Below are 25,226 nucleotides of genomic sequence, written 5' to 3'. Positions count from 1 at the left end.
AAGGGGAGAGGCAAGAAAAAGCGATCAAAGTATCGACAGATGGGCGACTAGGCGCCCGGAGGAAAACACCGTTACTGAGTTCAACAAGTCCAACACGTAGCCCGCGCATGGCCCAAATCCGCGTAAGAGAAGAATGCGGCTCGGCTGTCGCGGCCTCAACTCGAGGTAATCGTCATGAGTAAGGACAAGAATATCCTGTGGCCATGGGATGACAGCCAGTCTCAAGATCAAGACCAGGGACAAGGACAGGGCCAGGGTCAGGGACAATTGCAGGCGGAGCTGCAAGGCCAGCTTCAGGGACAGGGACAAGGCCAGGGCCAGGGGCAAGACCAGGGACAGGGCCAGGACCAAGGTCAGGGCCAGGATCAGGGACAATCGCAGTACAGCGAGTCCTACAACGGCAATCTCAACGGCAACGGCAACCTCAATGGTAACGGCAACGCCAATGCCAACGGGAACGGCAACCTGAACGGCAACGGCAATGCCAACCTGAACGGCAATGGCAACGCCAACCTGAACGGCAATGGCAACGCCAACCTCAATGCCAACCTCAACGAAAACAGCACCCATGTCGACGTCGACAGCAAGACGACCGTCGACGTGGACGTCGATCTCGATCTGAGCGGCTACAAGCCGTCCGACGACGACTTTGCCGATATCGACAACTCCTCGATCCACGGCATGGCGAATACGAGCTTCAAGGACATCCTGAACGGCTCGATGAACGGCAACAGCAACGTTGCCAACGTGTTCAGCCAGAACGCCATCATGTCGGATGACGACAGCGCCTCTGACATCAACAACAGCGGCACGCTTAACCAGAACGGCAACGCCAATGCCGGCGACGCCCGCTCGGGCGACGGCATTCAGGCCGGCGCAGACGGTGGTGAAGGCGGAAGCAAGGCCTATGCCAATGGCGGCGACGGCGGCGATGGCGGCCATAGCGTTGGTGGCTTCGCGGGCGCTGGCGACGGCGATGGCGGCGACGCAGACAACAATGCCGATGCGACCGGCGGTGCCGGCCTTGGCGGCATTGCAGCCAGTGTTGGCGTTGGCGGCGGCAGCTCCAGCGGTGACGCGAACGGCGGTACGGCGACAGCCGGTGCCGGTGGTGCCGGTGGTGCCGGTCTCGGCGTCGGCCTCGGTCTCGGTGTCGGCCTTGGTGTCGGCGCGGCAGCCGGCGGCGACGGCGGCAGCAATGGTGCCGGCAACGGTGGCACAAGTGGCGACGTCACGAGCGGCCCGGCAGGGTCTTCGGATGCAGGTGACGGCGGCGATGCCGGCGGCTTCATCCTTCCAATCCTGAACCTCGGTGGCGACGGTGGCGACAGCAACGGTGGCAACAGCGTAGCGGTTGGCGATACCGGCAGTGCTGACGGTGGTGATGCCGGCGATGCCGGCGACGGCGGCGGCGCTTTGGGTGCTGGTCTTGGCGCGGGTGCTGGCTTCGGCGCCGGTGCAGGCGTGGGCGGTGCCGGCGGCGGTGGTGGCGATGCCTATGCCGGTGGCGGCTCTACGGGTGACTCGACCGGTGGTGACGGTACCGGTGGTGCAGCGACCGGTGGTCACGGCCTCGGCGGCCTCGCGCTCACGGGTTCGTGGGCAGCCGGCGGCGACGGTGGCGATGCCTACGGTGGCCATGCAATCGGTGGTGCCGGCGGTGCCGGCGGCGCGGGTGGCTTCGCGACGAACGGTGATGGCGGTGCAGGTGGCAGCGCCGGCATGTGGGGCTCGTACAATGGTGACGACAGCTTCGTCGAAGGGCTCTCCTCGGCTTCGGCAGACGCAGTTATCGACACCAACGCCTTCAACCAGCAGATCGTGCTCGGCGCGAACCTGCAGGGCAACACGATCGACATGACGGTCGTCGGTGGTGATTACACGACCACTGCCGTCGGCGACGACGACAACACCTGATCGGTGAGGGGGCGTCGATCCGCGTCTCGCGGAATCGACCCGAGAATGACTGCGCGGGAAGCTCTCGCGCAGTCAGGCACGACCCGCCAAGCCGGCGGGGACTGCCGACGACAAGAGGAGGGCCTGACCTTGTATTCCGCAAAGATCACCGAGGCCATTGCCCATTTCATCGGTCTCTTCGAACTCTCTACCGAAGAGGCGCGTCTGCGTGAAATCCATGAGAAGTTCGACCCGGATCGCGACGTCCACAAGGATCCGAAGGAGCTCGTTTCTGCGCCGGTCAAGGTGCACGCACCTTACGATCTCGACGACTTCAACCCCGACGTCCCGTACAAGCCGGTCGGACCGGACATCTTCATGCCGATACCGGACGGCTATGCTGGGGTGTCCTTCCCCGAATACCCGATTTTTGGCGGCTCCCTTGGCCGCGCCAGCTCGGAAGCCTTCCTGCAGGGCGCATCGCCGAGATCGGCCTCGCAGGTGGTCGAGCCGCACATCAACCCGCCGGGCTCGGTGGTGGTCTACAGCAACCAGACCGCCGAGCTTTCGGACAATGATTTCGTCAGTGTCGGCGGGCATGGCCTGAAGTCCGGCCTGCAGATCGACAACAGCGCGACGATGGCCGAGCTCATCGACGCGACGCAGAGTATTTCGCTGCTCGGCGAGACGGATGTCGCCGGCTCCAGTGACGCGATCGCCAGCCTCGTTGTCGGCACGGCCGAGAGGCTTGAGGCATTCTCCACCGGCGGCGAAGCGGAGGCCGGGGGGCTGAGCGTCACCCATTTTTCAGCCAGGGCCAGCACGCTCGAAGGCATCTATGTGAACGGCGTGATCGTTGAGGAAGCGCCGGTTCTCAAGGATCACCTGCCGGACCCGGACGAGGCTTCCGATGCGCCGGACGAGCCCGAACTGTCGAACGACGGGGTCGAAGTCGAGGGCGGCATCGCCTATGGCGAGGGTGCCGTCGCGGTCGACACTTCGGTCGAGCTGGAAGCGGGCAGCAACACGCTGGTCAACTCCGTCGTCATCACCAGCGACTGGCTGCAGGCCGAAGTGCTGGCGGTGGCCGGCGACCACGTCGAACTCAACGCGATCGTTCAGGTCAACACCCACTATGACAGCGACCTCGTCAGTTCCGCGCTGAGCGGCAACAATATTGAGCAGCATGCTACCCAGGCGTTCAACATCGCCATGTTCAAACATGTCGAGCCGGCGCAGACGACGCATGCCGACACCGCCGACTTCCCCAAGGTCTGGGCCATCACCGAGGTCAAGGGCGACCTGATGATGGTCAACTGGCTCCAGCAGTTCACTTTCATGTCGGACCAGGACACGGCGATCCTCGCGGCTTCGGGCTCGAAGCTTTCGATCGTCGGTGGCGACAACACGGCGGCCAACCAGATATCGCTGCTGGAGCTCGGATACCGCTTTGACCTGATCTTCGTCGGCGGCAGCGTCTTCGACGCCAACATCATCCAGCAGACGAACATCCTGCTCGACAACGATCTGATCGGTGCCGTCGGCGGCTTTCACACCAGCGGCGGCGGTTCGGTCTCGACCGGCGGAAACCTGCTTTGGAACTATGCCGGAATCGTCGAAGCTGGCAGTGCAGGCCCGGTCAATCCGATGTCGGACGGTTACCTGTCCGCGCTGCAGGATCTGTCGGAAGGCAAGAAGCCGTCGGGCGACGACTTTCTGCATGATCCCGCCTTTGCCGGGCTGAATGGCCTGAGGGTGCTCTACATTTCCGGCGACCTCATCAGCCTCAACTACATCCAGCAGACCAACATTCTCGGCGACAGCGATCAGGTGACGCTGGCGATAAACGCGCTCGAGGCGCGCCCGGACGCGGACTGGACCATTTCCACGGGCTCGAATGCTCTGCTGAACTATGCCGGGATCGTCGATGTCGATACGGGCAAGACGATCTATGCCGGCGGCGGCGCCTATTCGGACGAGGTGCTCATCCAGGCGGAGCTGGTCAAGAACGATCCCTATCTCGGTAGTCAGAACCCGGATGCGCTGGTCAGCGAAGCGGTCGTCTTTCTCGGCGACGACATGCTCACTCCGGATTTCGGCCACCAGCCGCAGGATCAGATCTCGCCGAGCCATGGGCACGGCATCGATACGGCCAGTGCCGACCCCATGCACAGCATGGTCGCCTGATGGGAGTGCGGGAGGATAGTCATGACCGACCGCACGAATCCGTCTCGGCCAGTGTCTGCCGAAACCGGCGCCGATGCCGCTTCGCGTGCGGAGGAAAACGGAACACGGCCGGAAGCATCCGGCGCCGACGCCGCGCGACGGCAGTTTCTGCGCAAGCTCAATCATCAGGAACACGTTCTGGACCGTGCTGTTAGGGAGATCGACGGGGTGGCGGACCAAATAAGAAGAGTGGCGGCAAACGGCGCCGGCGAGGATGGCAACTGGACCCCTTCACCCGTTTCGCCTCTTCCCGGATCGGGCGTTGCCGCAAGGCCGGTACAGATCACCGGTCCGACACCCGGCCTCGCACCGGCGCGCGCTGCTGCACCGGCCGCACCGATCGGGGCAGCGCAGGCGTCACGCGCACAGATGGGAACGCCACGGGCGGATGCCGCTGAGACGGTCAACGTCACGTCGCGGCCGTGGCCTCCAAAGACCGAGCCCGTGGCCAGACCCGAGCCGGCTCTGCGCGGCGAGGCGACGGTCGAGCGCCGCCCGTTGCAGGAGGAACCAAAGCCGGCACCCTGCATCGAAAAGCCGGTCGGAAAACCGGTTGCCTGGCCGACCGCGGAGATGAAGGAGAGATATTCGCCTTCGGGCATGGTGGTGATCGAAGCCGACCGTGGGCCGATCAAGGCCGAGCCGCGGTCGCCCGACAAAGGTGGCGGATCGTCCGACAAGGGCGGCGGCGGAGGCGGTGGAGGGGGCGCGTTCCACAAGCGCCTTGGCCCGGTCGATTTTTCGGCGAGCCTCAGCGCTGGTCTCAAGGCGATCCGGCAGAACCTGATGATCGTCATGCTGTTTACGATCGTCACCAACATCCTCGTGCTTTCGATCCCTGTTTATCTGTTCCAGATTTCGGACCGGGTGCTGACCAGCCGCTCGGTCGACACGCTGGTGATGCTGACGGCGATCATCGTCGGCGCGGTGCTGCTGCAGTCGGTTTTCGACGCCATTCGCCGCATGATCCTGATGCGCACCGCCGTGGAGGTGGCCGCGCAACTCGGCGCGCCGATCCTGAGCGCGGCAGCGAGAGCCGCCCTGCATAGCAACGGGCGCGAGTACCAGACGCTTGGCGACCTGCAGCAGCTTCGCTCCTTCCTCGTCTCCGGCACGCTGCTTTCGTTTCTCGATGCGCCGATCGCGCCGCTCTTTCTGGTGGCGGTCTTCCTCATCCATCCGCATCTCGGGATAATCGTCGTCACCTCAGCCGTTCTCCTCCTCATCGTTACGCTGTTGAACCAGAAAGCGACGGCTGCAGCGTTCGGCGAAGCGACCAATTTCCAGACCAAGGCCAACCTTCACCTCGATTCGATGTCGCGCAACTCCCAGATCATCAACGCACTGGCGATGATCCCGGAGGCCGTGCACATCTGGGGCAAGGACATGGCCGGTTCGCTCAAGGCCCAGGTGATGGCGCAGGACCGCAACATCGCCTTTGCTTCGCTGTCCAAGGCGGTGCGCCTCCTGACGCAGGTGACGATGCTTGGTTGGGGTGCCCATCTCGCCCTCAATGGCTCGCTCACCGGTGGCATGGTGATTGCGGCCTCCATCATCGCGGGCCGCGCCCTTGGGCCTATCGAGGGCGCGATCGAGGGATGGAGCCAGGTCATCCAGTCGCGTGCTGCCTACGGGCGCATTTCCGCGCTGCTGAAGACGTCACCGCTCAATTTCGAACGGTTGAAGCTGCCGCGGCCCGAAGGGCGCCTCGATGTCGAGCGCCTGCTTTTCGTTCCGCAGGGCACCAAGCGCGTGGTGCTCAACGGAATTACCTTTGCGCTGGAGCCCGGCGATTCGCTTGCCGTGATCGGCAGTTCCGGTGCCGGCAAGACGACGCTCGGCAAGATGCTGGTTGGATCCATCCTGCCGACGTCGGGCAACGTCCGGCTGGATCTCATGGACCTGAGGAACTGGGACCAGCGGCAGTTCGGCGAAAGCATCGGCTACCTGCCGCAGGATGTGCAGCTGTTTCCCGGCACGATCAAGGCCAACATCGCCCGCATGCGCGAGGATGCCACCGACGCCGACATCTACGCCGCTGCCAAGCTTGCCGACGTTCACGACATGATCGCCATGCTGCCGCACGGATACGAGACCGTGGTGGCCGCCGACGGCTCGCCTCTATCGGGCGGCCAGAAGCAGCGCGTCGCCCTTGCCCGCGCCTTCTTCGGCAACCCGCGCATGGTTGTGCTCGACGAGCCCAACTCCAATCTCGATACCGCCGGCGAGGCGGCGCTGACGCGGGCGCTGACGCACGCCAAGCGCGAGAAGATCACGGTTGTCACCATCACTCAGCGACCGGCGCTTTTGAACAGCGTCGACAAGGTTCTGCTGCTCGTCAACGGCACGGTGGCGCTCTTCGGCATGCGCCAGGACGTTCTCAAGGCACTCGCTTCGCGTGGGGTGAATACCGAAGGCAACCCGCTCGAACAAAACCAGCTTCCGTAGGCGATCATGAGCGACATGGCCAAAGTGCAGGATCTGACCTGGTACGCAGAGGTTCCGCGTTCAATCTGGCAGCATACGATGATCGGCCTGGTGCTGATCGTCGTGACCTTCGGCGGCTTTGGCCTTTGGGCCTTCACCGCGCCTTTGGCGGCAGCCATCATCGCCCAGGGCAGCTTTGTCGCAACCGGGCAGAACAAGGTGGTCCAGCACTTCGAAGGCGGGATCATCAAGGATATTCTGGTGAGCGAGGGCGACCGCGTAACCGTGGATCAGCCGTTGGTGCGGCTGGACGAAACGGCCGCACAAGCGAACGAGAGGCAGTATTTTCTGCGCTGGGCGCGGCTGGAGGCGATCGTCGCCCGGCTGACCGCGCAGGCGCACGGTTTGAAGCAGATCGTGCTGCCCGCGGTTCTCACGGAGCATGTCAAGAAAGATCCTGAGATTGTCCCGATCGTGCAGAGCCAGGAGCTCAATTTCCAGACCTGGAGGAGCAAGCTCGACAGCGATATCGGACTGTTGAAGCGGAATATCGAGAGCCTGGAGTTCCGCTCGCAAGGTTTTCAGGAGCAGCTGAAATCGGTGCGCGAGCAAAGAGTCCTGCTCGAGGAGGAATACATCGGCAAGAAGACGCTTTTGGCCAAGGACCTGATCCGCAAGACGGAGATCAAGACCATCCAGCGCGCGATCGCCGATGCAGAGGGCCAGATTGGCCGTCTGATGTCCGAAGTCTCGGAGACCGGCTCCCAGATCCTCAAGCAGCAGCAGCAGGTCAACCAGACCGAACAGAGCTACCAAGAGGCTGCGCTCGACGAATTGCAGAAGGCCGAGGGTGAACTGGACACAGTGCGTGAACAATTGCGCGGCGCCACCAATGTGCTCCGCCGCGCGACGATCAACGCGCCGGTGACCGGCACGGTCATCAGGATGCATTTTCATACGTCCGGCGGCGTCATCGAGAGCGGCAAGCCGATCATGGAAATCCTGCCGGCCGATGTACCGCTCATCATCGAGGCGCAGGTGCTGCGCACCGACGTCGACAATATCCGGGTCGGCGAGAAGGCGACGGTGCGGCTGACCGCGCTGAACCAGCGCACGACGCCGGTCCTCAATGGGCAGGTCTTCTACGTGTCGGCGGACGCCCTGCCGGTGCAGACGCATGAGGGCACGCGCGAAGTCTACCTGGCGCGCGTCAGCCTTCCGGCAAGCGAGCTTGCAAGAGTTCACAATTTCGTCGTGACCCCCGGCATGCCGGCGGAAATTCTGATCCAGACGGCGGAGCGGACCTTCTTCGACTATCTCACCAAGCCGATCCGCGACAGCATGGCGCGCGCCTTCATGGAAAACTGACGGTTTCGCGCGGCAGCAGCGCCTACGCCGTCGGAATACGGGCGGCGTGAAACCCGTTTCCGCCTGCCCGCGTGTCGCCTGAAAGCACTCGCGTTTCGCCGGCATCACCGGCCGTTCGATCGCATTTACGGCGGCTCTGGACCGATGCGCCGGTATTGCGCTGCGCGCATAGCGCATAGCTGGCTTGCACAAAATCCGCCTACGATTTGGGCAGAAACCCTGTATATTCACCTCATCGAAGCAATGCATCTCCTCCCGCAGAGCTTCGATGCGGTGAACGATCTCCTCCTCCCATGGATCGTTCACGAGATCAGCGCCACTCCTCCTCCCAGGCTGCTGATCGATTTTTAGAGAGCCTGCCGCTCCTCCCGCGGCGGGCTCTTTTGTTTTTCGGCAGACGCTGCCGGCAATTGCGTCCTTCAAGTGTCGAATTCGTCGACGCCACGCCCCCGTGATCAACAATGCATGCCCGCGCACGGAACCAAAGTACCCGGTTAGCGGTTACCCCTGTGGAGGTGCGTGATGTCTATCCGGCACGTGAAATCCGATCCGCAGTCGAAACCACAGCGCTGGGCGTTTCACCATGGCGCAGGGCGCCTGCGGGCAGGAGACGCGACCCGCGACGGGTCCACGACGCAGGAACGGTTGTCGCCCGTGGTCGACGCGGGCGACGGCGGCCTGGTGGCGCCGGATCTTTCGGGATCTCTCGCCCCTCATCGCAACCGGCAGCCGCCGCCGCACGACTACAGCCGTCCGGCGGTCGGTCGCGATGCGCTGGCTTCCATCCGCGACATGCGCGACGAAGACTGCAGCGGCGGGCCGATCTGGGTCGCCTTGCTCGGCGACAATACGAGCGAGGGCATGCGGCAGTTTATGGGGCTCGTGCTCGCCTTCATCTTCCTGTCGGCCGTTTTCTTCTGGTTTCTTGCCTAGGACGTATGAGGCAACTAAGCCGCCGTGGCCGTGACATTTTCCCGGTTGACGGTCGATCGCTGAAGCCTAGATAACCGGCGGTACTCCTTCCCCAATGCCAGCGAGAGCGCCATGCACTACAGAACCTTCGGCCGTACGGGCCTGCGCATTTCCGAAATCGGTTACGGTGCCTGGGGCATCGGCAAGAGCCATTGGCAGGGCGCGCGCGACGACGAGTCCGCCCGCGCCCTCAACCGCGCGGTCGACCTCGGCCTCAATTTCATCGACACCGCACTCGGCTACGGCCAGGGCCACAGCGAGAAGCTGATCGGCGCCTTGCTGCGCGAGCGGTCGGAGACGATCCATGTCGCCACCAAGATCCCACCGAAGAACATGCAATGGCCGGCGCACGCCGGCACCCCGGCCGAGCAGACCTTCCCGGCCGACCACGTGATCGCCTGCACCGAGACGAGCCTGCGCAATCTCGGCGTCGAGACGATCGACGTGCAGCAGTTCCATGTGTGGTCGGACGAGTGGGTAGGCCGCGGCGACTGGCTGAAGGCTGTCGAGCGGCTGAAGCGCGACGGCAAGATCCGCTTCTTCGGCGTTTCGATCAACGACTACGAGCCGGACAATGCGCTCCGGCTGATCGAGACCGGCGTCGTCGACAGCGTGCAGGTGATCTACAACATCTTCGAGCAGGCGCCGGAAGAAAAACTGCTGCCCGCGTGCCTGAAGCACAATGTCGGCGTCATCGTCCGCGTGGCGCTCGACGAAGGTGGTCTGACCGGCCAGATTCGCGCCGATACCGTCTTTCCCGAGGGTGACTTCCGGGAAACCTACTTCCGGGGCGAGCGCAAGCGCGAGGTCGAGGAACGAACGCAGAAGATCGTCGAGGATCTGGAAATCAAGCCCGACGCACTGGCCGAGACGGCGCTGCGCTTCGTTCTCAGCCACCCGGCCGTATCGACGGTCATTCCCGGCATGCGTTCGGTGCGCAACGTCGAGCGCAACTGCGCCATCGGCGACGGTGCCGGCCTGCCGGATGCACAGCGGGCGAAACTGACCGCCCACCGCTGGCGGCGCAACTTCTATCGGGATTGAAGCCGCCGTTTCGCCGCCTGTCATCGACGCTCCCAGGGATCTGTCGGCTGCGTGGCCGCGTCTTCAGTGCCTCGCCCGTCCGGATATGCTATCCATAGGGGTGCTGGAGCCTGGGGGCGCCGATGGAACAAAAGCTCTCCGTCATCATGGCCGCGGACGTGGTCGGCTATAGTCGGCTGATGGAGCTCGACGAGAAGGGCACGCTTGCGACCCTCATGGCTCACCGGCAGGAGCTGTGGGACGTCGCGGTCGCCGCGCATCACGGGCGCATCGTCAAGCTCATCGGTGATGGCATGCTGATGGAGTTTCGTGCCGTGGAAGACGCAGTTCTCTGCGCGGTCGAGATCCAGCGGGGAATGCAGACGAGGAACGCCGGTACGCAGCGGGATCGCCGGATCGAATTTCGCATCGGGATCAATCTCGGCGATATCCTGTTTGACGACGGTGACGTTTACGGTGACGGCGTCAACGTGGCGGCTCGCATCGAGAGCCTCGCCAGGCCGGGTGGCATATCCGTCTCCGCCTCGGTTCACGACACGCTGGGCGGTCGCCTGGACATCCGCTTCGAAGACACGGGCGCACAGCCGTTGAAGAACATCGGCCGCCCCGTCCACATCTACAATATCGTCATCGACGACGGCGGATCGGAGGGGGCGGCGCTGATGGCGCCACCGACACAGGAGGTACGGGAAAATCCCCCCGTCAAGTCGAGCCGGACGCTTCTCTATGTGTCGCGCTTTGCGAATTTGAGCGGCAATCCCGATGAGGATTATTTCGCGGCCGGCATCACGCAGGACGTCGTCGCGGCATTGTCGCGGTTCTCCGGTTTGAACGTGATCGTTCGGTTGCCGCGTCCCGAGCCGCAACCTCAGGCACGCACAACCTACTACACGCTCGAAGGCAGCGTCAGGCGCGCTGCCGACCGGGTCAGGGTCAATGCCAGTCTGACCAATGCCACTGGCGAACACATCTGGGCGGAGAAATACGATTTCGACCTTGTCGACATGTTCGATGTCCAGGACGAGTTGTCCCGTTCCATTCCGGCTGCCTTGAATGTCAAAATCGAAGAGGCCGAACGATACCGGATTCTCGCCGAGCCGCTCAAAGGATCAAGCGCCTACGATTTCTATCTGCGTGGCCGGCACATTGAAAAAAGCCTGAAACCGGATGAGGTCAGGCGGGCAAAGGAGATGTTCCTGGCCGCGGTCGACGCTGATCCAGCCTACGCCCGCGGATATCTCGGGCTGGCCTGGCTGGATATACGCAAACTGAAATGGAACGAGCGTGCCGACATGGAAGCGACGCTTGCCAGTGCCTTCGCATCGGCAAGCAAGGCTTTGGAGCTCAGTCCCTGTGACGCCGATGTTCACTGGGCGCTCGGCGTCGTCCATTTGTGGAGGGGAGAGGCAGAACGCGCCATCGGTTGTTACGAGCGTGGGCGCGAACTGGCGCCGAACAATTGCGATCTTCTTGCGGAATATTGCGATGCCCTGGGGTATCTCGGTCTGTTGGAGGACGCGATCAGGATCGGGGAACTGGCCTTGCGGCTGAACCCCAGTCGTCCGGACTGGTATTTCTGGAACATCGCGGCTGCCAGGTATCTCTCCGGCCAGTACACCGAAGCGTTGGCTCTGCTGGAGAAGATGGCCGATCTTGGTTCGGCCTACCGTTTGCTGGCGGCGACCTACGCGCAACTCGGGCACCTTGAGGATGCACGTCGCGCCGCGGCGGAACTCCTGAAACTCAATCCGGAATTCTCGATCGAGCGATACGGTTCCCGTGCACCCTACCGGGATAAGGCCTTGCTTGCGCGTTACGTTGAAGGATTGCGGCTGGCCGGACTGCCGGAGTGAGTTCGGAACGGCGTGAGGGAGCCGCATCGGCCGGCCGGGTTTACTTGGAGGAAAAGCAATGTCGGAAACAGTCAATGTCCGCTACATGGTCGACGACGTCGAGGCGGCGATCGCCTGGTACACGACCCACCTCGGCTTTTCGCTTCTGTCGAGCTATGCACCGGCTTTCGCGGATGTGCAGCGCGGTGCGCTGCGGCTGCTGCTGAGCGGACCGACGAGTTCGGCCGGCCGGCCGATGCCGGACAGCGAGAAGCCGGGGCCGGGCGGCTGGAACCGCATCCATCTCCTCGTCGATGACCTCAACGCCGAAGTGGAGCGGCTGCGCCGTGCCGGCGTCATGTTCCGCAATGACATCGTCACCGGTCCCGGAGGGGCGCAGATCCTTTTGATCGATCCCTCCGGAAATGTTGTCGAACTGTTTCAGCCTGCGCGACGATAGCGACCCGCGCGCCCGCGGGTCGTCGATGCGCTCGCACCGCTGGGGATGCGAGCGCCAGGTCGGCTCTCAGCCGGCGCTGGTGTCGACCACTTCGAAATCGTGGGTGATCGTCGCGGTCTTGGCGAGCATGGCCGAGGCCGAGCAGTATTTCTCGATCGAGAGCGAAACGGCGCGCTCGACCTTGTTGACCGCAAGTCCGCGTCCCTTGACGATGAAGTGCATGTGGATGCGGGTAAAGACGCGCGGTTCCGTATCGGCGCGGTCGGCGTCGAGTTCGACGACGCAGTCTTCCACCGGCTCGCGGCCCTTCTCCAGAATGTGCACGACGTCATAGGCCGAGCAGCCACCGGTGCCGATCAGCACCAGTTCCATCGGGCTCGGTCCCGGGGTGCGCCCCTCTTCGCCGAAGGCGGTTCCCAATACGACTTTGTGGCCGCTACCAGACTCTCCGACGAAGGTCCGGTCTTCCACCCATTTGACGCGTGCTTTCATGTGTCTCGTCCTGTTGTAGCCATGGCATGATCACGGACCCAGACGGAGCCGATGATCCCCCGTTCACATAGCGTCTTGGAGGGTTTTCGCAAATGGCCCGCGTCCGCTAAAATCGCAGCCAGCGCCATCGGTGCGGGAACGGACGGCGCGGAAACCAGGCAAAGGGTGTTTTGATGAACGAGACGACGGGAAATGCGCCTGACCGTTCCGGCGCGGTGATCCATCCGCCGATCGCCTGGGTGATGTCGGTGGGCGGTGGCCTCGTGCTCGACCGGCTCTACCCGTTGCCGTTCGTGCCCGCGACCGTGCCGGACGTCCTCGTCGGCGGCATCATTTTTCTCGCCGGTCTCGCGCTTTTGATCTGGGCGGCGGTGAGCTTCAGGCGTGCGGGAACCGAAATCCAGATCCATCGCCCGACATCGGCGATTGTCGAAGCCGGTCCCTACCGCTTCACCCGCAACCCGATCTATACTGGCATGTTTCTCGGCCTGATCGGCTTTTCCATCGTCTTCGACAGCCTGTGGCTGCTGATCTTGCTGGTGCCTTTCTACCTTATCATCCGCTATGGCGTCGTGGCACGCGAGGAGGCCTATCTCGAGCGCAAGTTCGGCGACGTCTATCGGGCCTACAAGGCGCGCGTCAGGCGCTGGCTCTGATTGCACAAATCGGCATGCTCCGCGGCGATGAAACGGGTCCGGACGTCGCGTCGCAGCACTCGCGATTTCGGGTGGATGAGTCGGCAGGCCCTCGATTGATCATAGCCGAGGCGGCTGCGCGTGTGCCTAGGGGGTATTGCCGGGATGGACTTGAACGAGCGTCCATCCCGCTGGAACACGAAAGGTGGTCTTTCGTGCAGAAGGTCGGGCCTTATCTCGGCGCTACGATCCCGTGATAGTAGTCGCCGTCACCAGCTTCATAATCGGCGGCGTAGCCGCCACCGCCACCGCCGCCGCCGCCGGTCTGGGAGCATCCGGCGAGGGCGAGAACCATTGCCAACAGGATTGTAGCGCGCATTTATTCTACCTTTCAGTTGAATGATCACGACAGAGGCTGCCGAGTTGCTGCCATACCTAACACGCCCGGTGGAGTATGATCGAGCGCGTGTGGCGATGTGTGCCTATGGCAATGCGCCGCGCCTCAAGCGCGCGATCGCCTGTCGACGGCGATCGTTAGCGCCAGGCCACAAGCCCTTCTTCATACGGCCGTATCTCCTGTGCCCACCTCTTTCAGGTAGGTTGCTGTGAAGGGCCATAGACTATATGGCCCTTGACCTCACTTCCGGAACAAGGAGGACACATGACTTCGATCGAACCCGCCTACGGAACCGCGACGCTCCTGCTGATCGCGGCGGCAGCCGTTGGCCTGCTTCTTTTTCTTATCCTCCGGTTGCGCCTGCATGCCTTCGTCGCTCTGGTTTTGGTCAGCCTCTTGACGGCGCTGGTGACCGGCATCTCCTTCGCGGACGTGGTCCCGACCCTCCTGCAGGGCTTTGGCTCGACGCTTGCCTCGGTGGCGCTGCTCGTCGGTTTTGGCGCGATGATCGGGCGGATGCTGGAGGTCTCCGGTGGCGCGCAGGTGCTCGCGGATCGGCTGATCGGCCAGTTCGGACCTGAGCGCGCGCCTCTCGCGCTCGGCGTCGCCTCGCTGCTGTTCGGCTTTCCGATCTTCTTCGACGCCGGCCTCGTGGTCATGCTGCCGATCATTTTCAGCGTCGCAAGCCGCTTCGGCGGCTCGGTTCTGCTTTATGCGCTGCCTTCGGCAGGCGCCTTTGCGGTCATGCACGCATTCCTCCCGCCCCATCCAGGCCCGGTGGCCGCCAGCGAATTGCTGGGGGCGGATATCGGCCTGCTCGTGCTCGTCGGCCTCGTCGTGGCGCTGCCCACATGGTATCTCGGCGGCTATCTCTTCGGCCTATGGGCAGGCAAACGCTTCGAACTGCCGGTGCCAACCCTTCTCGGGTCGCCGAACGAGGCGGCGCACGACGAAGTGCCCCCGTCTTTCGGCACGGTGATGCTGGTGCTGCTGCTGCCGCTCGTGCTGATCTTCCTCAATACCGGCCTATCGACGCTGGCCGCCGCCAAGATGATCGACGGCGGCGCATTGTGGGTCAGCATCCTGCGCATGGCCGGGCAGACGCCCGTCGCCCTGCTGATCACTGTGCTCGTCGGCATGTGGGTCCTCAGCGGCGAGCGTACGCTCAAGGACATGGAAAAGCTGATGGACGGGGCGCTAGGCCCGATCTGCGGCATCATTCTCGTTACCGGAGCCGGCGGCATGTTCGGCGGCGTGCTGCGAGCAAGCGGCATCGGCCAGGCGCTCGCCGGCAGCCTCGAGGCGATCGGCATGCCGCTGATCGTCGCCGCCTTCCTCATCTCCACGGCCCTGCGTGTGGCGCAGGGGTCGGCGACCGTGGCACTGACGACGACGGCGGGCCTTCTCGCTCCAACGGTCGCGGCAACGACGGGGCTTAGCCCCTTCGACCTGTGCTTCCTCGTGATCGCCATCGCTTGCGGCGCGACGGTGCTGAGCCATGTGAACGATTCCGGCTTCTGGCTCGTCGGCCGCTTCCTTCAGATGGATGAGCGGACGACGCTCAAGACCTGGACGGTAATGGAAACCCTGCTCGGGGTGATTGGTTTCGCCTTCGCGCTTGTGGGATGGTGGCTGCTATGAGTGAGGACCTTCAGCATATCGTGGTGATGGGCGTATCCGGCAGCGGGAAGACCACTGTCGGCGAGGCGCTGGCCGCAAGGCTCGGCTGGCGTTTTGTCGAGGGCGACAGCTTTCACCCGCCGGAGAACGTCGCCAAGATGTCCGCGGGCATTCCGCTCGACGACAATGACCGTGAACCCTGGCTGCGGGCGCTGGCCGCAGAAATTGCCAAGGACGAGGCGGCTGGCAGCCCTTCGGTGGTCGGGTGCTCGGCCCTGAAACGGTCCTATCGCGACATCCTGCGCACGGGCGCGCCGCGCGTCTGCTTCGTGCATGTGCACGGCGACCGCACCGTGCTGGCCGACCGGCTCTCGCATCGGGCGGGACACTTCTTCCCTGCTTCCCTGCTCGACACTCAGCTTGCGACCCTCGAGCCGCTCGGTCCGGACGAGGATGGCGTCGTCGTCGACGTGGCTCTTCCAACAGCTGAGCAGGTCGATCTTGCCATCCAGGGGCTGGGCAACTAGCCCAGCCGCGCTTGCGCTTCTCACTTCGGCGGACAGTCGCTGTACGGCGGGGACGGGGCGTGCAATCGCGCATTGAAGGCGAAGCGATCCCTGAACGTCCGCGCATCCCGCAGCCTGAGCTCCAATGCGTGAGCGCTGGCGGAGGGGAGTGGGGGTCGAACCCACCCGGGACAGGCTCGCTGCCCCAACCGGATTTGAAGTCCGGCCGTCCCACCGGAGACGATTCCCTTCCTCAGCGCTGAAACAGGTCGCTGCGATGGGGATTTATGCGACGCAGATCTCCCCTGCGCAAGGTCAGGCCGAGCCGGTCGTAGAAATCGAGGACCTCGATGGCGACCTTGCGGCCGTTGTGGACCCGGTCGCGAAAGCTGGGCGCGGTGAACCAGCCGTCTTCCGCCTGTGCCGCCACATCGAGCACGATGGCCGCCATCTCCTCAACGACCGCGCGGGCGAAAAAATGGTCGTGCGCGATCTCGTGGGTCTGCCCGAGCCTCTGGGCGAGCTTCAGCACGCGCCGTATGTCGCGCTCGTCGGCATTGAGAAGGGCCGCGAAATCGCGCACGCGCGGTGGCCGGAAGCGGCTATCGTCGACGAGGTGCGGATGGATCCGCTGCCACAGGTCCTCGTCCGCCGGCGACAGCCGAACCTCGTGGCCCGGCAGGCGCAGGAAGGCGCCGTCAAGCACGATTCGACCTGCCGCGGCTTCGTCTCGGAGGAACGCGAGGAAGCTTGTCGTCGGCAGGCGCGGTTTGAGCAGGAGCCGCAACCGTTCGCGGCCGATGCCGGCAAGCTCCGGGTTTTCTGCGTGGAAGGCTGTGAGTGTGTCAGTCAGGTTCGCCCGCAATCCGTCCGCTGCTGCGGACGAGAGCGCGTGGTCGCCGATGGCCCTCGCCCCGGCGGCAATCAGCAGCCCGGAAAGCGTGTCCTCGCCCAGGCCACGGTCGCGCAGGAAGGCCGCAAGCTCGATCGGTGCCAGGTCGGACAGGTCGGAAAGGGCCGCCGCCGGGTCCTCGTTGCCAGAAGCGGTAAGGAAGGCCAGTCGCTCCGGCGTGCCACGCTTTCGCGCCGGCGGGCGCAGATCGAGAAAACGGCCACCGCCGATGGTCCGGATGGCCGAGGTGTCGCGCAGGATGAAGTGGTCGCCGATGGTCGCGGCGATGGGGCGGTCGAGGACCAGTTGCACGAGGCCTTGTGTCCCGGGATCGAGCGGGCCGGCAAGAGGCACGATCCGCGCACCGACCTCTGTCGCATGGGTGTGCAAGCGTGCGGGAAACCAGATGCCGATCGGCTTGGCCTCCGAGGCAAGCACGCGGACCTCCGCGTCGATCCGGTCCGTCGGTGCATGCAGTGCCGGGGCGAGGACCACGTCGCCGCGCCGGATCGCGTCCTTCGTCACCCGTTCGCCGGCGATATTCAGCGCGCAGCGTTGGCCGGCAAGCCCCTCCGCTGCTTTCCGGTTCTGCGCATGGATCCCGCGTATACGGGCGGTCAGGCCGGACGGACTGACCGTGACGCTATCGTCGAGCTTCGCACGGCCGCCGAGCACCATGCCGGTCACGACCGTGCCGGCGCCCGCAAGCGTGAAACTGCGATCGACGGCAAAGCGCAGCAGGCCGGCATCGTTGCGTGCGGCGGTTTCCGCTTCGGCGGCGGCGAGCCCCGCGCGCAGGACCTCGATGCCTTCGCCGGTAAGGGCGGAGACGGCAAGGATGGGCGCCTTTTCCAGACCGGTGCCGGCGAGGGCGGTCTGGATCTCCGCGGTTACCTCCGCGCGCCGCTCAGGCCCGGCCAGATCGGCCTTGGTGAGCGCGACGAAACCTCTGGTGATGCCGAGCAGGTCGAGGATCGCGAGATGCTCGCGCGTCTGCGGCATGACGCCGTCGTCGGCTGCGACCACCAGCAGCGCGAAATCGATACCGCCAGCGCCGGCAAGCATCGTATGGATCAGCCGCTCATGACCCGGCACGTCAACGAAGCCGGTGACCGTCCCGCCGCCGAGGTCGGCATAGGCAAAACCGAGGTCGATGGTGATGCCGCGGGCTTTTTCCTCGGCAAGGCGGTCGGCGTCCGTGCCGGTCAGGGCCTTCACCAACGCCGTCTTGCCGTGGTCGATATGCCCTGCCGTCCCGACGATCATAGTGCTGCCAGGGCCGCGATGAGCATCTCGTCGCTTTCCAGGCAACGCAGATCGAGGACCAGCGCGCCATCACGGATATGGCCGACGACCGGGATCGGCAGGGCGCGAAGCCGTGCGGAAAGCCGTTCCGGCGCGTCGCCGCCGCTGCCTATCAGCCGCAGGCCGGCGCTCGGGATCGTATCGACCGGCAAGGCGCCGGAGCCGACCTGGCTCTGGCACGTGCAAGCTGCTGCCGAATAGCCGTGCGGCTTGAGCAGCGCATCGATTGCCGGAGCGAGACGGGCCGCCTGTGCGCCGATGTCGGCCTCCGGTCGGGAAAGAAAGCGCAGCGTCGGCAGCCGCTCCTTAAGCCGATCGGGATCGCGATAGAGCTTCAGTGTCGCTTCGAGCGCGGCAATGCGGATCTTGTCGAGACGAACGGCGCGTTTGAGCGGATTGCGGTTGATGGCGGCGATGAGATCGCGCCGACCGACCACGAAGCCCGCCTGGGGCCCGCCGAGCAGCTTGTCGCCCGAAAACGTGACGAGATCCGCGCCTTCGGCGACGGCTTCCGCCACCGTGGGCTCGCGTCGCAATCCGAAGATGGAGAGATCGATGAGTGAGCCCGAGCCGAGGTCGTTCAAGAGCGGCACACCGGCCTTGCGGGCAATCTCGGCCAGTCTTGGCGCCGGCACCTCGGCGGTAAACCCTTCGATCCGGTAGTTGGAGGTATGGACCTTGAGGATGACGCCGGTCTCAGGCCCGATCGCGCCCTCATAGTCACGCGGATGGGTGCGGTTGGTGGTGCCGACCTCCACCAGCCTGGCGCCGGCGCGGGCCATGATGTCGGGCATGCGGAAGGCGCCGCCAATTTCGATCAGTTCGCCGCGCGAGACGATCGCCTCGCGTCCGTCGGCCAGGGTATTGAGCGCAATCAGCACGGCGGCGGCATTGTTGTTGACGATTGTGGCGTCCTCGGCGCCGGTCAGTTCGCAGAGCAGGCCACGCAGATGATCGTCGCGCTGACCACGACCGCCGCCGTCAAGGTCGAACTCCAGCGCCAGCGGGTTGGCCATCGCGGCGCTTGCGGCGCTGACGGCTTCTTCGGCCAGAATGGCGCGGCCGAGATTGGTGTGCAGCACGGTGCCCGTGAGATTGATGAGCGGGCGAAGGGCGGAGCGGGCGGCAGCCGCCAGCTCCTCGGCGATGCGGCGCGGCAGATCGGCCGCAAGCGTTGCCCCATCGTCGCCCGCACGGATTTTTTCCCGCGCGATCTCAAGCCCGGCGCGGACGGCGGTGACGACGGCGAGACGGCCATGTTCTTCCGTCAGCGCCAGTCCCTCTGGCGAGGTCAGCACCTGGTCGACCGAGGGGAGCACGCGAAAATCCTGCATCAATACCCCGCGAGATAGGGGTTGAAGCCACCTCGGCGAAACTCGGTCTCCTTCATCAGGATATCGAGGCCAAGGCTGCCGACGTCGTCGGCGATCGGCTCCAGGCTCGGATTTTTCACCTGGTAGAAGATCTTGACCCAGGCATGGCATTCCCGACAGGTCTCAGCCTTTACCGTCGCCTCCGAGGTCTCGACCGAACGATAGCTGATGCCCTTGGTCGAACCGCAACAGAGGCACTTCACCCGCACCTCGTTCCATTGCGTGGCGCAGCAGGCGCAGGCGGCATAGCGCACGTTCTCGACGCCCTGCGTGCCCATCACGGACGAAGTGGCAGGCCGGCCGCCGCAAGCGGGGCAGATGCCGAGGGCGACAGGGACGAGCGCTTCCGCATCGAGCGTCGCGGCGAGCCGCGCCATGTGCAGCTGCACCGCGGCCGCGACGAAGAGATGGGGAGCGGCGCTGTCTTCCGGAACCCGATCCGATAGGATGTTGGCGAGCAACCAGTGCCGGTCGCCGTCCTCTGCTGCGCGTACCGCATCGAGCGCCAGGCGGGCGGGGTCGGGCATGGCGAGATCGGCAGCGCCTTCGAGAAGCGCGTCGAGGGTTGCGGAAAGGCCGGGGTCATCGACAAGCGCCATTCGGTCGAACGGCGGCATGGCGGCGCGTGCGGCCTCGGCGAGGCGCGCCGATGTGGGCGCCGCGACGGGCGGAAGGGTCACGACCAAGCGAGCCTGAAGTTTGGAGAGCGCCGCGAGGAAGCCGAGATACGGCGCAAGCGCGTTGCTTTCGGCGAGAAACGCGAAGCGGCGCGCGCGTGTCTGGAACAGTTTGACCGGCTCGGGCAGGAAGGCCAGCGGCGGTTTCGGCACGCCGCCGATGAGGGAGGGATCGGGTTGTATGTCTTCTGCCATCGCATCTCCGGCAATCCGGCCGCAAGGCCCGATCATGCAGCATTACAAGGTGCTACGGCAACCTTTGCGCGCCTGATAGGACGCGCGGCGCTGTAGGAGACGTTCATTTTGACGGGTCGGAGCCCTGGCGTCCAGCCAGTTCGCGCAGCCATTTGCGATGATGCCGAAAGGCCCAGCCGCCGGTGACGGTGCCGCGGGTCATGGCCCTTATCGTGCCGCGCGTCCAGATTGCCGCATAGACATGGACGATGAAGATCAGGATCGTGAAAAGCGCCGCCAGCGCATGCACCGCGACCGCGATGCGGCGAACGGGGATGGAAACGAGGTCCGGGAAGTACTGCTCCCAGATCATGATGCCGGTCGTCACGAGCACGACGATCAGACCGGACATGCCCCAGAAGACCATCTTCTGGCCGGCATTGTATTTTCCGAGTTCGGGCAGGCTCTCTTCGTTGCCTTGGAGTAGATCACCGAACTTGCGGCTCCATTCCACATCCTCGCGCCGCGGCAGATTGAGCTTCCACATCTGCGCAAACAGGAGGAGGAAGCTTGCGACGAGGATAAGTCCGACGATCGGATGCAGCCATCGCGTGGTCTGGCCGCCGCCGAAGAGGCCGGTCAAGAAAAACAGCGACGGGTGGAAGAAGGAAAGTCCGGAGATCAGAAGCACGATCATGCAGGCGGCGGTGACCCAATGGTTGAGACGGGTATAACCACGATAGCGATTGACGGTGACCGGATGCTTCGTCTCGATCCTGTCGCCGGGGGCCGAATAGATACGTTTGTCAGCCATCACGCCTCCCTGCCGCCTTGCGGGCGGTTGCGATCCTCGACGAGTTCCTCCGCCTCGCCTTCCTCATGGGCGGTCACCTCGTTCGGCCGGGCGAAGATGCCGTGCAGCACGGCGCCGGCGGCGGCAAGTCCGGCAACGGCGAGGCCGACGGTCTTAGCCGGACCCTTCCAACCGCGCACCACCGGCGAAATCTGCGGATCCTCCGGCAGCCCGGAATAGAGCGACGGTTGATCGGCATGGTGCAGCACATACATCACATGCGTTCCGCCGACGCCTTGCGGGTCATAGAGGCCGGCATGATCGTAGCCGCGCGACCTCAGGTCCTCGACGCGCTCGTTGGCAAGCGTGACCATGTCTTCCTTCGTGCCGAAGGTGATCGCCTTGGTCGGGCAGGCCTTGGCGCAGGCCGGTCCTTGTCCAACCGCCACGCGGTCCGAGCAAAGCGTGCATTTCTTCGACACATGCGCGGTCTTCGAGATACGCGGAATGTTGAAGGGACAGCCGGCGATGCAATAGCCGCAGCCGATGCAGTTGTCGGAGATGAAATCGACGATGCCGTTGGAATATTGCACGATGGCGCCCGGTGCCGGGCAGGCCTTGAGACAGCCGGGATCGGCGCAGTGCATGCAGCCGTCCTTGCGGATCAACCACTCGAACTCGTTGGTAACCGGGTTCTCGTATTCAGCAAACCGCATCAGCGTGAACATATCAGCCGTCAGGTCATGCGGGTTCTCGTAGACGCCGACATTTTCCTCCAGGTCCGGATGGGTGTCGTTCCATTCGATGCAGGCGGACTGGCAGGCCTTGCAGCCGATGCATTTCGACACGTCGATCAGCTTGGCGACCGGGGTCAGTTGTCGTTCGGGTGTCGGCACGTTGCTTGTTGCCGAAGCCTTGACGACGTCGCTCGGCAACAGGTTCGACGCCAGCGGTTGCAGCGGCGGGTTGGCGGCGGCCGTTACCGGTTCCGGTGCGCGTTCGCTCATGCCGAAGCTCCTTCTTCCGCCGCCGGTTCGATGTTGACCAGGAAGGCCTTGAACTCCGGCGTGTCGATATTGGCGTCGCCGACGAAGGGGGTCAGGCTGTTCGGGCCGAAGCCCTTGCGGGCCGCACCCATGAAGCCCCAGTGCAAGGGAATGCCGACCACATGGACCGGCTTGCCGTTGCAGATCAGCGGACGAATTCGCTTCGTCACCACTGCCTTCGCCCAGACCTCGCCACGTGCGCTCCACACGCGCACCCGCCCGCCCTTGGTGATGCCGCGTTCAGCCGCCAGCTCCTCGCTGATCTCCACGAAGAATTCCGGCTGCAGCACGGCGTTGACACGGCTGTGCTTGGTCCAGAAGTGGAAATGCTCGGTGAGGCGGTAGGATGTGGCAACGAAGGGGAAGTCGGTGCTCGTGCCCAGCTGTTGCAGGTCGCCTGGAAAGATGCGCGCTACGGGATTGCCGCGAAGTTTGGCGTTGAACGGATTTTCGACCGGGCTTTCGAACGGCTCCATATGTGTTGGGAACGGCCCGTCCCGCATCAGCTTGCGGGCAAAGAGGCGGGCGGTGCCCTCCGGCGTCATGATGAACGGCATCACCGCCTCGGGCTTTGCCGTCACCGCTATGTCGGGCACGTCGAAGCCGGCCCAACGCTCGCCGTTCCATTCGATCAGTTTACGCGCCGGATCCCAGGGTTTGCCCTGGAGATCGCAGGACGCGCGATTGTAGAGGATGCGGCGATTGGCCGGCCAGGCGAAGGTCCATTTGAGGAAGGTGCCGACATCGCCCGGATCGCTGTTGTCGCGCCGGGCCATCATGTTGCCTTCTTCCGTCCAGGACCCGGCATAGATCCAGCAGCCCGACATGGTGGAACCGTCGTCACGCATCACGCCGAAGTTCGGCAGGAGCTTGCCCGCCTCGACCAGCACCTTCGTCGGATCGGTCGGGTCATAGAGCGTCTGCAGCGCGCGTCCGTTCATCTCCTGGGCAAGCTCGGCCGGTTCCGGCTCGTAAGGGTCCTTGTAATCCCAGGCAAGGTTCAGGATAGGCTCGGGACAGACCCCGCCTTCCTTGCGGTAGAGTTCACGCACCCGCAGGAAGATGTTGGCCATGATCCAGGTGTCGTGCTTGGCGTCACCAGGCGGTGTCGCCCCCGGCCAGTGCCATTGCAGCCAGCGGCCCGAATTGACAGTGGCGCCCTCGTCCTCGGCAAAGCAGGTCGCCGGGAGTTGCAAGACCTCCGTCATGATCTTGGCGGAGTCCACCTGGTTGTAGATACCGTGGTTTTCCCAGAAATGCGCCGTCTCGGTCTGCAGCGGGTCGATTGTCACGAGCAGTTTCAGCTTCGACAGACCCTCGGTCAGCTTCGCCCGATTGGGGAAGGACAGAAGCGGGTTGAAGCCCTGGCAGAAGTAGAGGTTCACTTCGCCGCGGCTCATCATGTCGAACATCCTGAGGATGTCGTAGTAGGGGACATCGAGCTTCGGCAACCAGTCGAAGCCCCAGTCGTTTTCCTTCGTGGCAGCGCTGCCCCACATGGCCTTCAGGAAACTGACCATGAATTTGGGGGTGTTCTGCCAATAGCTTGTCTGGCCGGGAACGAGCGGCTTGTTGCCGCGCGTCGACATGTAGGTGGTGTAGTCCGTCTCCTTTTCCGTCGCGAGGTTCATGTAACCCGGCAGGGAGTTGGAAAGCAGGCCGATGTCGGTCAATCCTTGGATGTTGGAGTGACCGCGTAGCGCGTTGACGCCACCGCCCGGCAGGCCGACATTGCCGAGGATGAGCTGCAGCATCGCCATGCCGCGGATGTTCTGGGCGCCTTTCGAATGCTGCGTCCAGCCGAGCGCGTAGAGCGAGGTCATCACCTTGTCGCGCGCCGACGTCGCGCCGATCATCTCGCAGATCTTCAGATAGCGATCCTTGGGCGTGCCGCAGATATTTTCCACGAATTCCGGTGTGTAGACCGCGACATGCTCTTTCAGGAGGTTCCAGACACAGCGCGGGTCCGTGAGAGTCGGATCGGTTTTGACCGTTCCGTCCTCGTTGAGTTGGTAGTCCCAGGCGGTACGATCGTAGTCGCGCTTCTCCTCGTCATAGCCGGTGAAGAGACCATCGGCCCAGCCGAACTCCGAGTTCACCAGATAGGTGGCGTTGGTATAGTTCTTGACGTAGTCCCACTGCACCTTGTCGTTCTCGATGCAGTAGCGGATCGCGCCCATCAGGAAGGCGATGTCGGAGCCGGGGCGGATCGGCGCATAGACATCGGCGACCGAGGCCGTGCGGTTGAAGCGCGGATCGACCACGATCAGCCGGGCGCCGCGATGATGCTTGGCTTCCGTCACCCATTTGAAGCCGCAGGGATGAGCTTCGGCCGCGTTGCCACCCATGACGATGACGAGGTCGGTGTTCTTGATGTCGGTCCAGGCGTTCGTCATTGCGCCGCGGCCAAATGTTGGAGCCAAACTGGCTACCGTGGGGCCGTGTCAGACGCGTGCCTGGTTGTCGAAGCCGACGACTCCCATAGACCGGACGGTCTTGTAGGTCAGCCATCCCGTCTCGTTGGTGCCGCCCGACGCCGCAAGGAAGCCCATCGTCGTCCAGCGGTTGACGGTCACGCCGGCCGCGTTCTTCTCGATGAAGTTCTTGTCGCGGTCGTCCTTGATCGCTCGGGCGATCTTGTCGAAGGCATCTTCCCAGGAGATGTCCTGCCAGGTGTCGGCGCCCGGAGCGCGGTGACGCGGCTTCGTGGCGCGGGTCTCGGACTTCACGAAGTCCTTGAGCGCCGCGCCCTTGGGACAGAGCGTCCCGCGGTTGGTCGGATGATCGGCATCGCCCTCGATATGGATGAGCTCCGCCTTCTCGCCGGCGGAAAGATCACCCTTCGAATACATCAGGATGCCGCAGGCGACCGAACAGTAAGTGCAGACGTTGCGGGTCTCGGTGGTGCTTGCGAGTTTGAAGGCACGCACATGGGCGGCTGTTGCGGCCTCGGCTGCTCCGAAGCCCATGGCGCCGATCGTGGTGGCCGCGGCTCCTGCGCCAGCGAGCTTCAGGAAACTGCGGCGGGAAAGATCGATGTTCATTGGAGGTCATCCTCTTCCATGCGTATCGGTCTTACCGGGATGGTCGA

At 64.1% G+C, this 25,226-nt stretch carries 19 protein-coding genes and 1 tRNA gene; 11 read left to right on the top strand and 9 right to left on the bottom strand.

What is annotated here, in order from left to right:
- The first annotated feature begins 174 nt into the window (after positions 1–174).
- From IB262_RS10435 to IB262_RS10400, 8 genes are all read left to right on the top strand, one after another.
- On the top strand, positions 175–1,917 hold the full coding sequence (locus IB262_RS10435) for a hypothetical protein (RefSeq protein ID WP_034787523.1): 1,743 nt from the start codon (positions 175–177) through the stop codon (positions 1,915–1,917).
- A gap of 129 nt (positions 1,918–2,046) precedes the next feature.
- Entirely contained in the window at positions 2,047–4,083 is a 2,037-nt protein-coding gene (locus IB262_RS10430; RefSeq protein WP_246802617.1) for a type I secretion protein, read from the top strand.
- A gap of 408 nt (positions 4,084–4,491) precedes the next feature.
- On the top strand, positions 4,492–6,570 hold the full coding sequence (locus IB262_RS10425) for a type I secretion system permease/ATPase (RefSeq protein WP_234798812.1): 2,079 nt from the start codon (positions 4,492–4,494) through the stop codon (positions 6,568–6,570).
- Positions 6,571–6,576: 6 nt separating this feature from the next.
- Complete coding sequence (locus IB262_RS10420) at positions 6,577–7,917, top strand: HlyD family type I secretion periplasmic adaptor subunit (RefSeq protein ID WP_034787518.1); 1,341 nt, start codon at positions 6,577–6,579, stop codon at positions 7,915–7,917.
- Positions 7,918–8,439: 522 nt separating this feature from the next.
- Entirely contained in the window at positions 8,440–8,850 is a 411-nt protein-coding gene (locus IB262_RS10415) for a hypothetical protein (protein WP_090297111.1), read from the top strand.
- A gap of 111 nt (positions 8,851–8,961) precedes the next feature.
- Positions 8,962–9,933 (top strand): aldo/keto reductase, encoded by a 972-nt coding sequence (locus IB262_RS10410; protein WP_034787512.1) that lies wholly within the window; start codon positions 8,962–8,964, stop codon positions 9,931–9,933.
- 122 nt (positions 9,934–10,055) lie between these two features.
- Entirely contained in the window at positions 10,056–11,786 is a 1,731-nt protein-coding gene (locus IB262_RS10405; protein WP_060528995.1) for an adenylate/guanylate cyclase domain-containing protein, read from the top strand.
- Positions 11,787–11,844: 58 nt separating this feature from the next.
- The gene (locus IB262_RS10400; RefSeq protein ID WP_034787509.1) at positions 11,845–12,225 is read left to right on the top strand and encodes a VOC family protein; all 381 of its coding nucleotides are present in this window, start codon (positions 11,845–11,847) and stop codon (positions 12,223–12,225) included.
- A 66-nt stretch (positions 12,226–12,291) separates the two neighbouring features.
- Here IB262_RS10400 and IB262_RS10395 read toward each other — a convergent pair whose 3' ends face one another.
- Entirely contained in the window at positions 12,292–12,717 is a 426-nt protein-coding gene (locus IB262_RS10395; RefSeq protein ID WP_034787506.1) for an OsmC family protein, read from the bottom strand.
- A 173-nt stretch (positions 12,718–12,890) separates the two neighbouring features.
- On the opposite strand from IB262_RS10395, the gene IB262_RS10390 reads away from it, so the two are divergent.
- On the top strand, positions 12,891–13,373 hold the full coding sequence (locus IB262_RS10390; protein ID WP_192493547.1) for an isoprenylcysteine carboxylmethyltransferase family protein: 483 nt from the start codon (positions 12,891–12,893) through the stop codon (positions 13,371–13,373).
- Positions 13,374–13,584: 211 nt separating this feature from the next.
- On the opposite strand, the gene IB262_RS10385 is transcribed toward IB262_RS10390, so the two are convergent.
- On the bottom strand, positions 13,585–13,731 hold the full coding sequence (locus tag IB262_RS10385) for a hypothetical protein (RefSeq protein ID WP_156400696.1): 147 nt from the start codon (positions 13,729–13,731) through the stop codon (positions 13,585–13,587).
- Between the two features lie 282 nt (positions 13,732–14,013).
- Here IB262_RS10385 and IB262_RS10380 point away from each other — a divergent pair, with 282 nt between their 5' ends.
- Together IB262_RS10380 and IB262_RS10375 are read left to right on the top strand one after the other, a co-directional pair.
- On the top strand, positions 14,014–15,390 hold the full coding sequence (locus IB262_RS10380; protein WP_034787501.1) for a GntP family permease: 1,377 nt from the start codon (positions 14,014–14,016) through the stop codon (positions 15,388–15,390).
- Complete coding sequence (locus IB262_RS10375) at positions 15,387–15,896, top strand: gluconokinase (RefSeq protein WP_034787499.1); 510 nt, start codon at positions 15,387–15,389, stop codon at positions 15,894–15,896. The genes IB262_RS10380 and IB262_RS10375 overlap by 4 nt, the downstream gene beginning before the upstream one ends.
- A 136-nt stretch (positions 15,897–16,032) precedes the next feature.
- On the opposite strand, the gene IB262_RS10370 is transcribed toward IB262_RS10375, so the two are convergent.
- From IB262_RS10370 to fdnG, 7 genes are all read right to left on the bottom strand, one after another.
- Positions 16,033–16,128 (bottom strand) — tRNA-Sec (locus tag IB262_RS10370).
- Complete coding sequence (gene selB, locus IB262_RS10365) at positions 16,129–18,033, bottom strand: selenocysteine-specific translation elongation factor (RefSeq protein WP_192493546.1); 1,905 nt, start codon at positions 18,031–18,033, stop codon at positions 16,129–16,131. It abuts the tRNA gene before it with no gap.
- Positions 18,030–19,406, bottom strand: a complete 1,377-nt coding sequence (gene selA / locus IB262_RS10360) for an L-seryl-tRNA(Sec) selenium transferase (RefSeq protein WP_192493545.1) — start codon at positions 19,404–19,406, stop codon at positions 18,030–18,032. Before selA ends, selB begins: the two co-directional genes overlap by 4 nt.
- The gene (fdhE, locus tag IB262_RS10355; protein ID WP_192493544.1) at positions 19,406–20,317 is read right to left on the bottom strand and encodes a formate dehydrogenase accessory protein FdhE; all 912 of its coding nucleotides are present in this window, start codon (positions 20,315–20,317) and stop codon (positions 19,406–19,408) included. The genes selA and fdhE overlap by 1 nt, the downstream gene beginning before the upstream one ends.
- Positions 20,318–20,420: 103 nt before the next feature.
- Positions 20,421–21,110, bottom strand: a complete 690-nt coding sequence (locus tag IB262_RS10350; protein ID WP_034787487.1) for a formate dehydrogenase subunit gamma — start codon at positions 21,108–21,110, stop codon at positions 20,421–20,423.
- Positions 21,110–22,096, bottom strand: coding sequence for a formate dehydrogenase subunit beta (gene fdxH / locus IB262_RS10345; protein ID WP_192493543.1), 987 nt, complete (start codon positions 22,094–22,096; stop codon positions 21,110–21,112). The genes IB262_RS10350 and fdxH overlap by 1 nt, the downstream gene beginning before the upstream one ends.
- Positions 22,093–25,179 (bottom strand): formate dehydrogenase-N subunit alpha, encoded by a 3,087-nt coding sequence (gene fdnG / locus IB262_RS10340; protein WP_082936535.1) that lies wholly within the window; start codon positions 25,177–25,179, stop codon positions 22,093–22,095. Before fdnG ends, fdxH begins: the two co-directional genes overlap by 4 nt.
- Between the last annotated feature and the right edge of the window lie 47 nt (positions 25,180–25,226).

It is taken from the genome of Ensifer sp. ENS02, assembly GCF_014851885.1.
Classification (GTDB): domain Bacteria; phylum Pseudomonadota; class Alphaproteobacteria; order Rhizobiales; family Rhizobiaceae; genus Ensifer; species Ensifer adhaerens.
The sequence above is the reverse complement of the archived record's forward strand: the minus strand, read 5'-3'. Positions and strand labels throughout refer to the sequence as shown.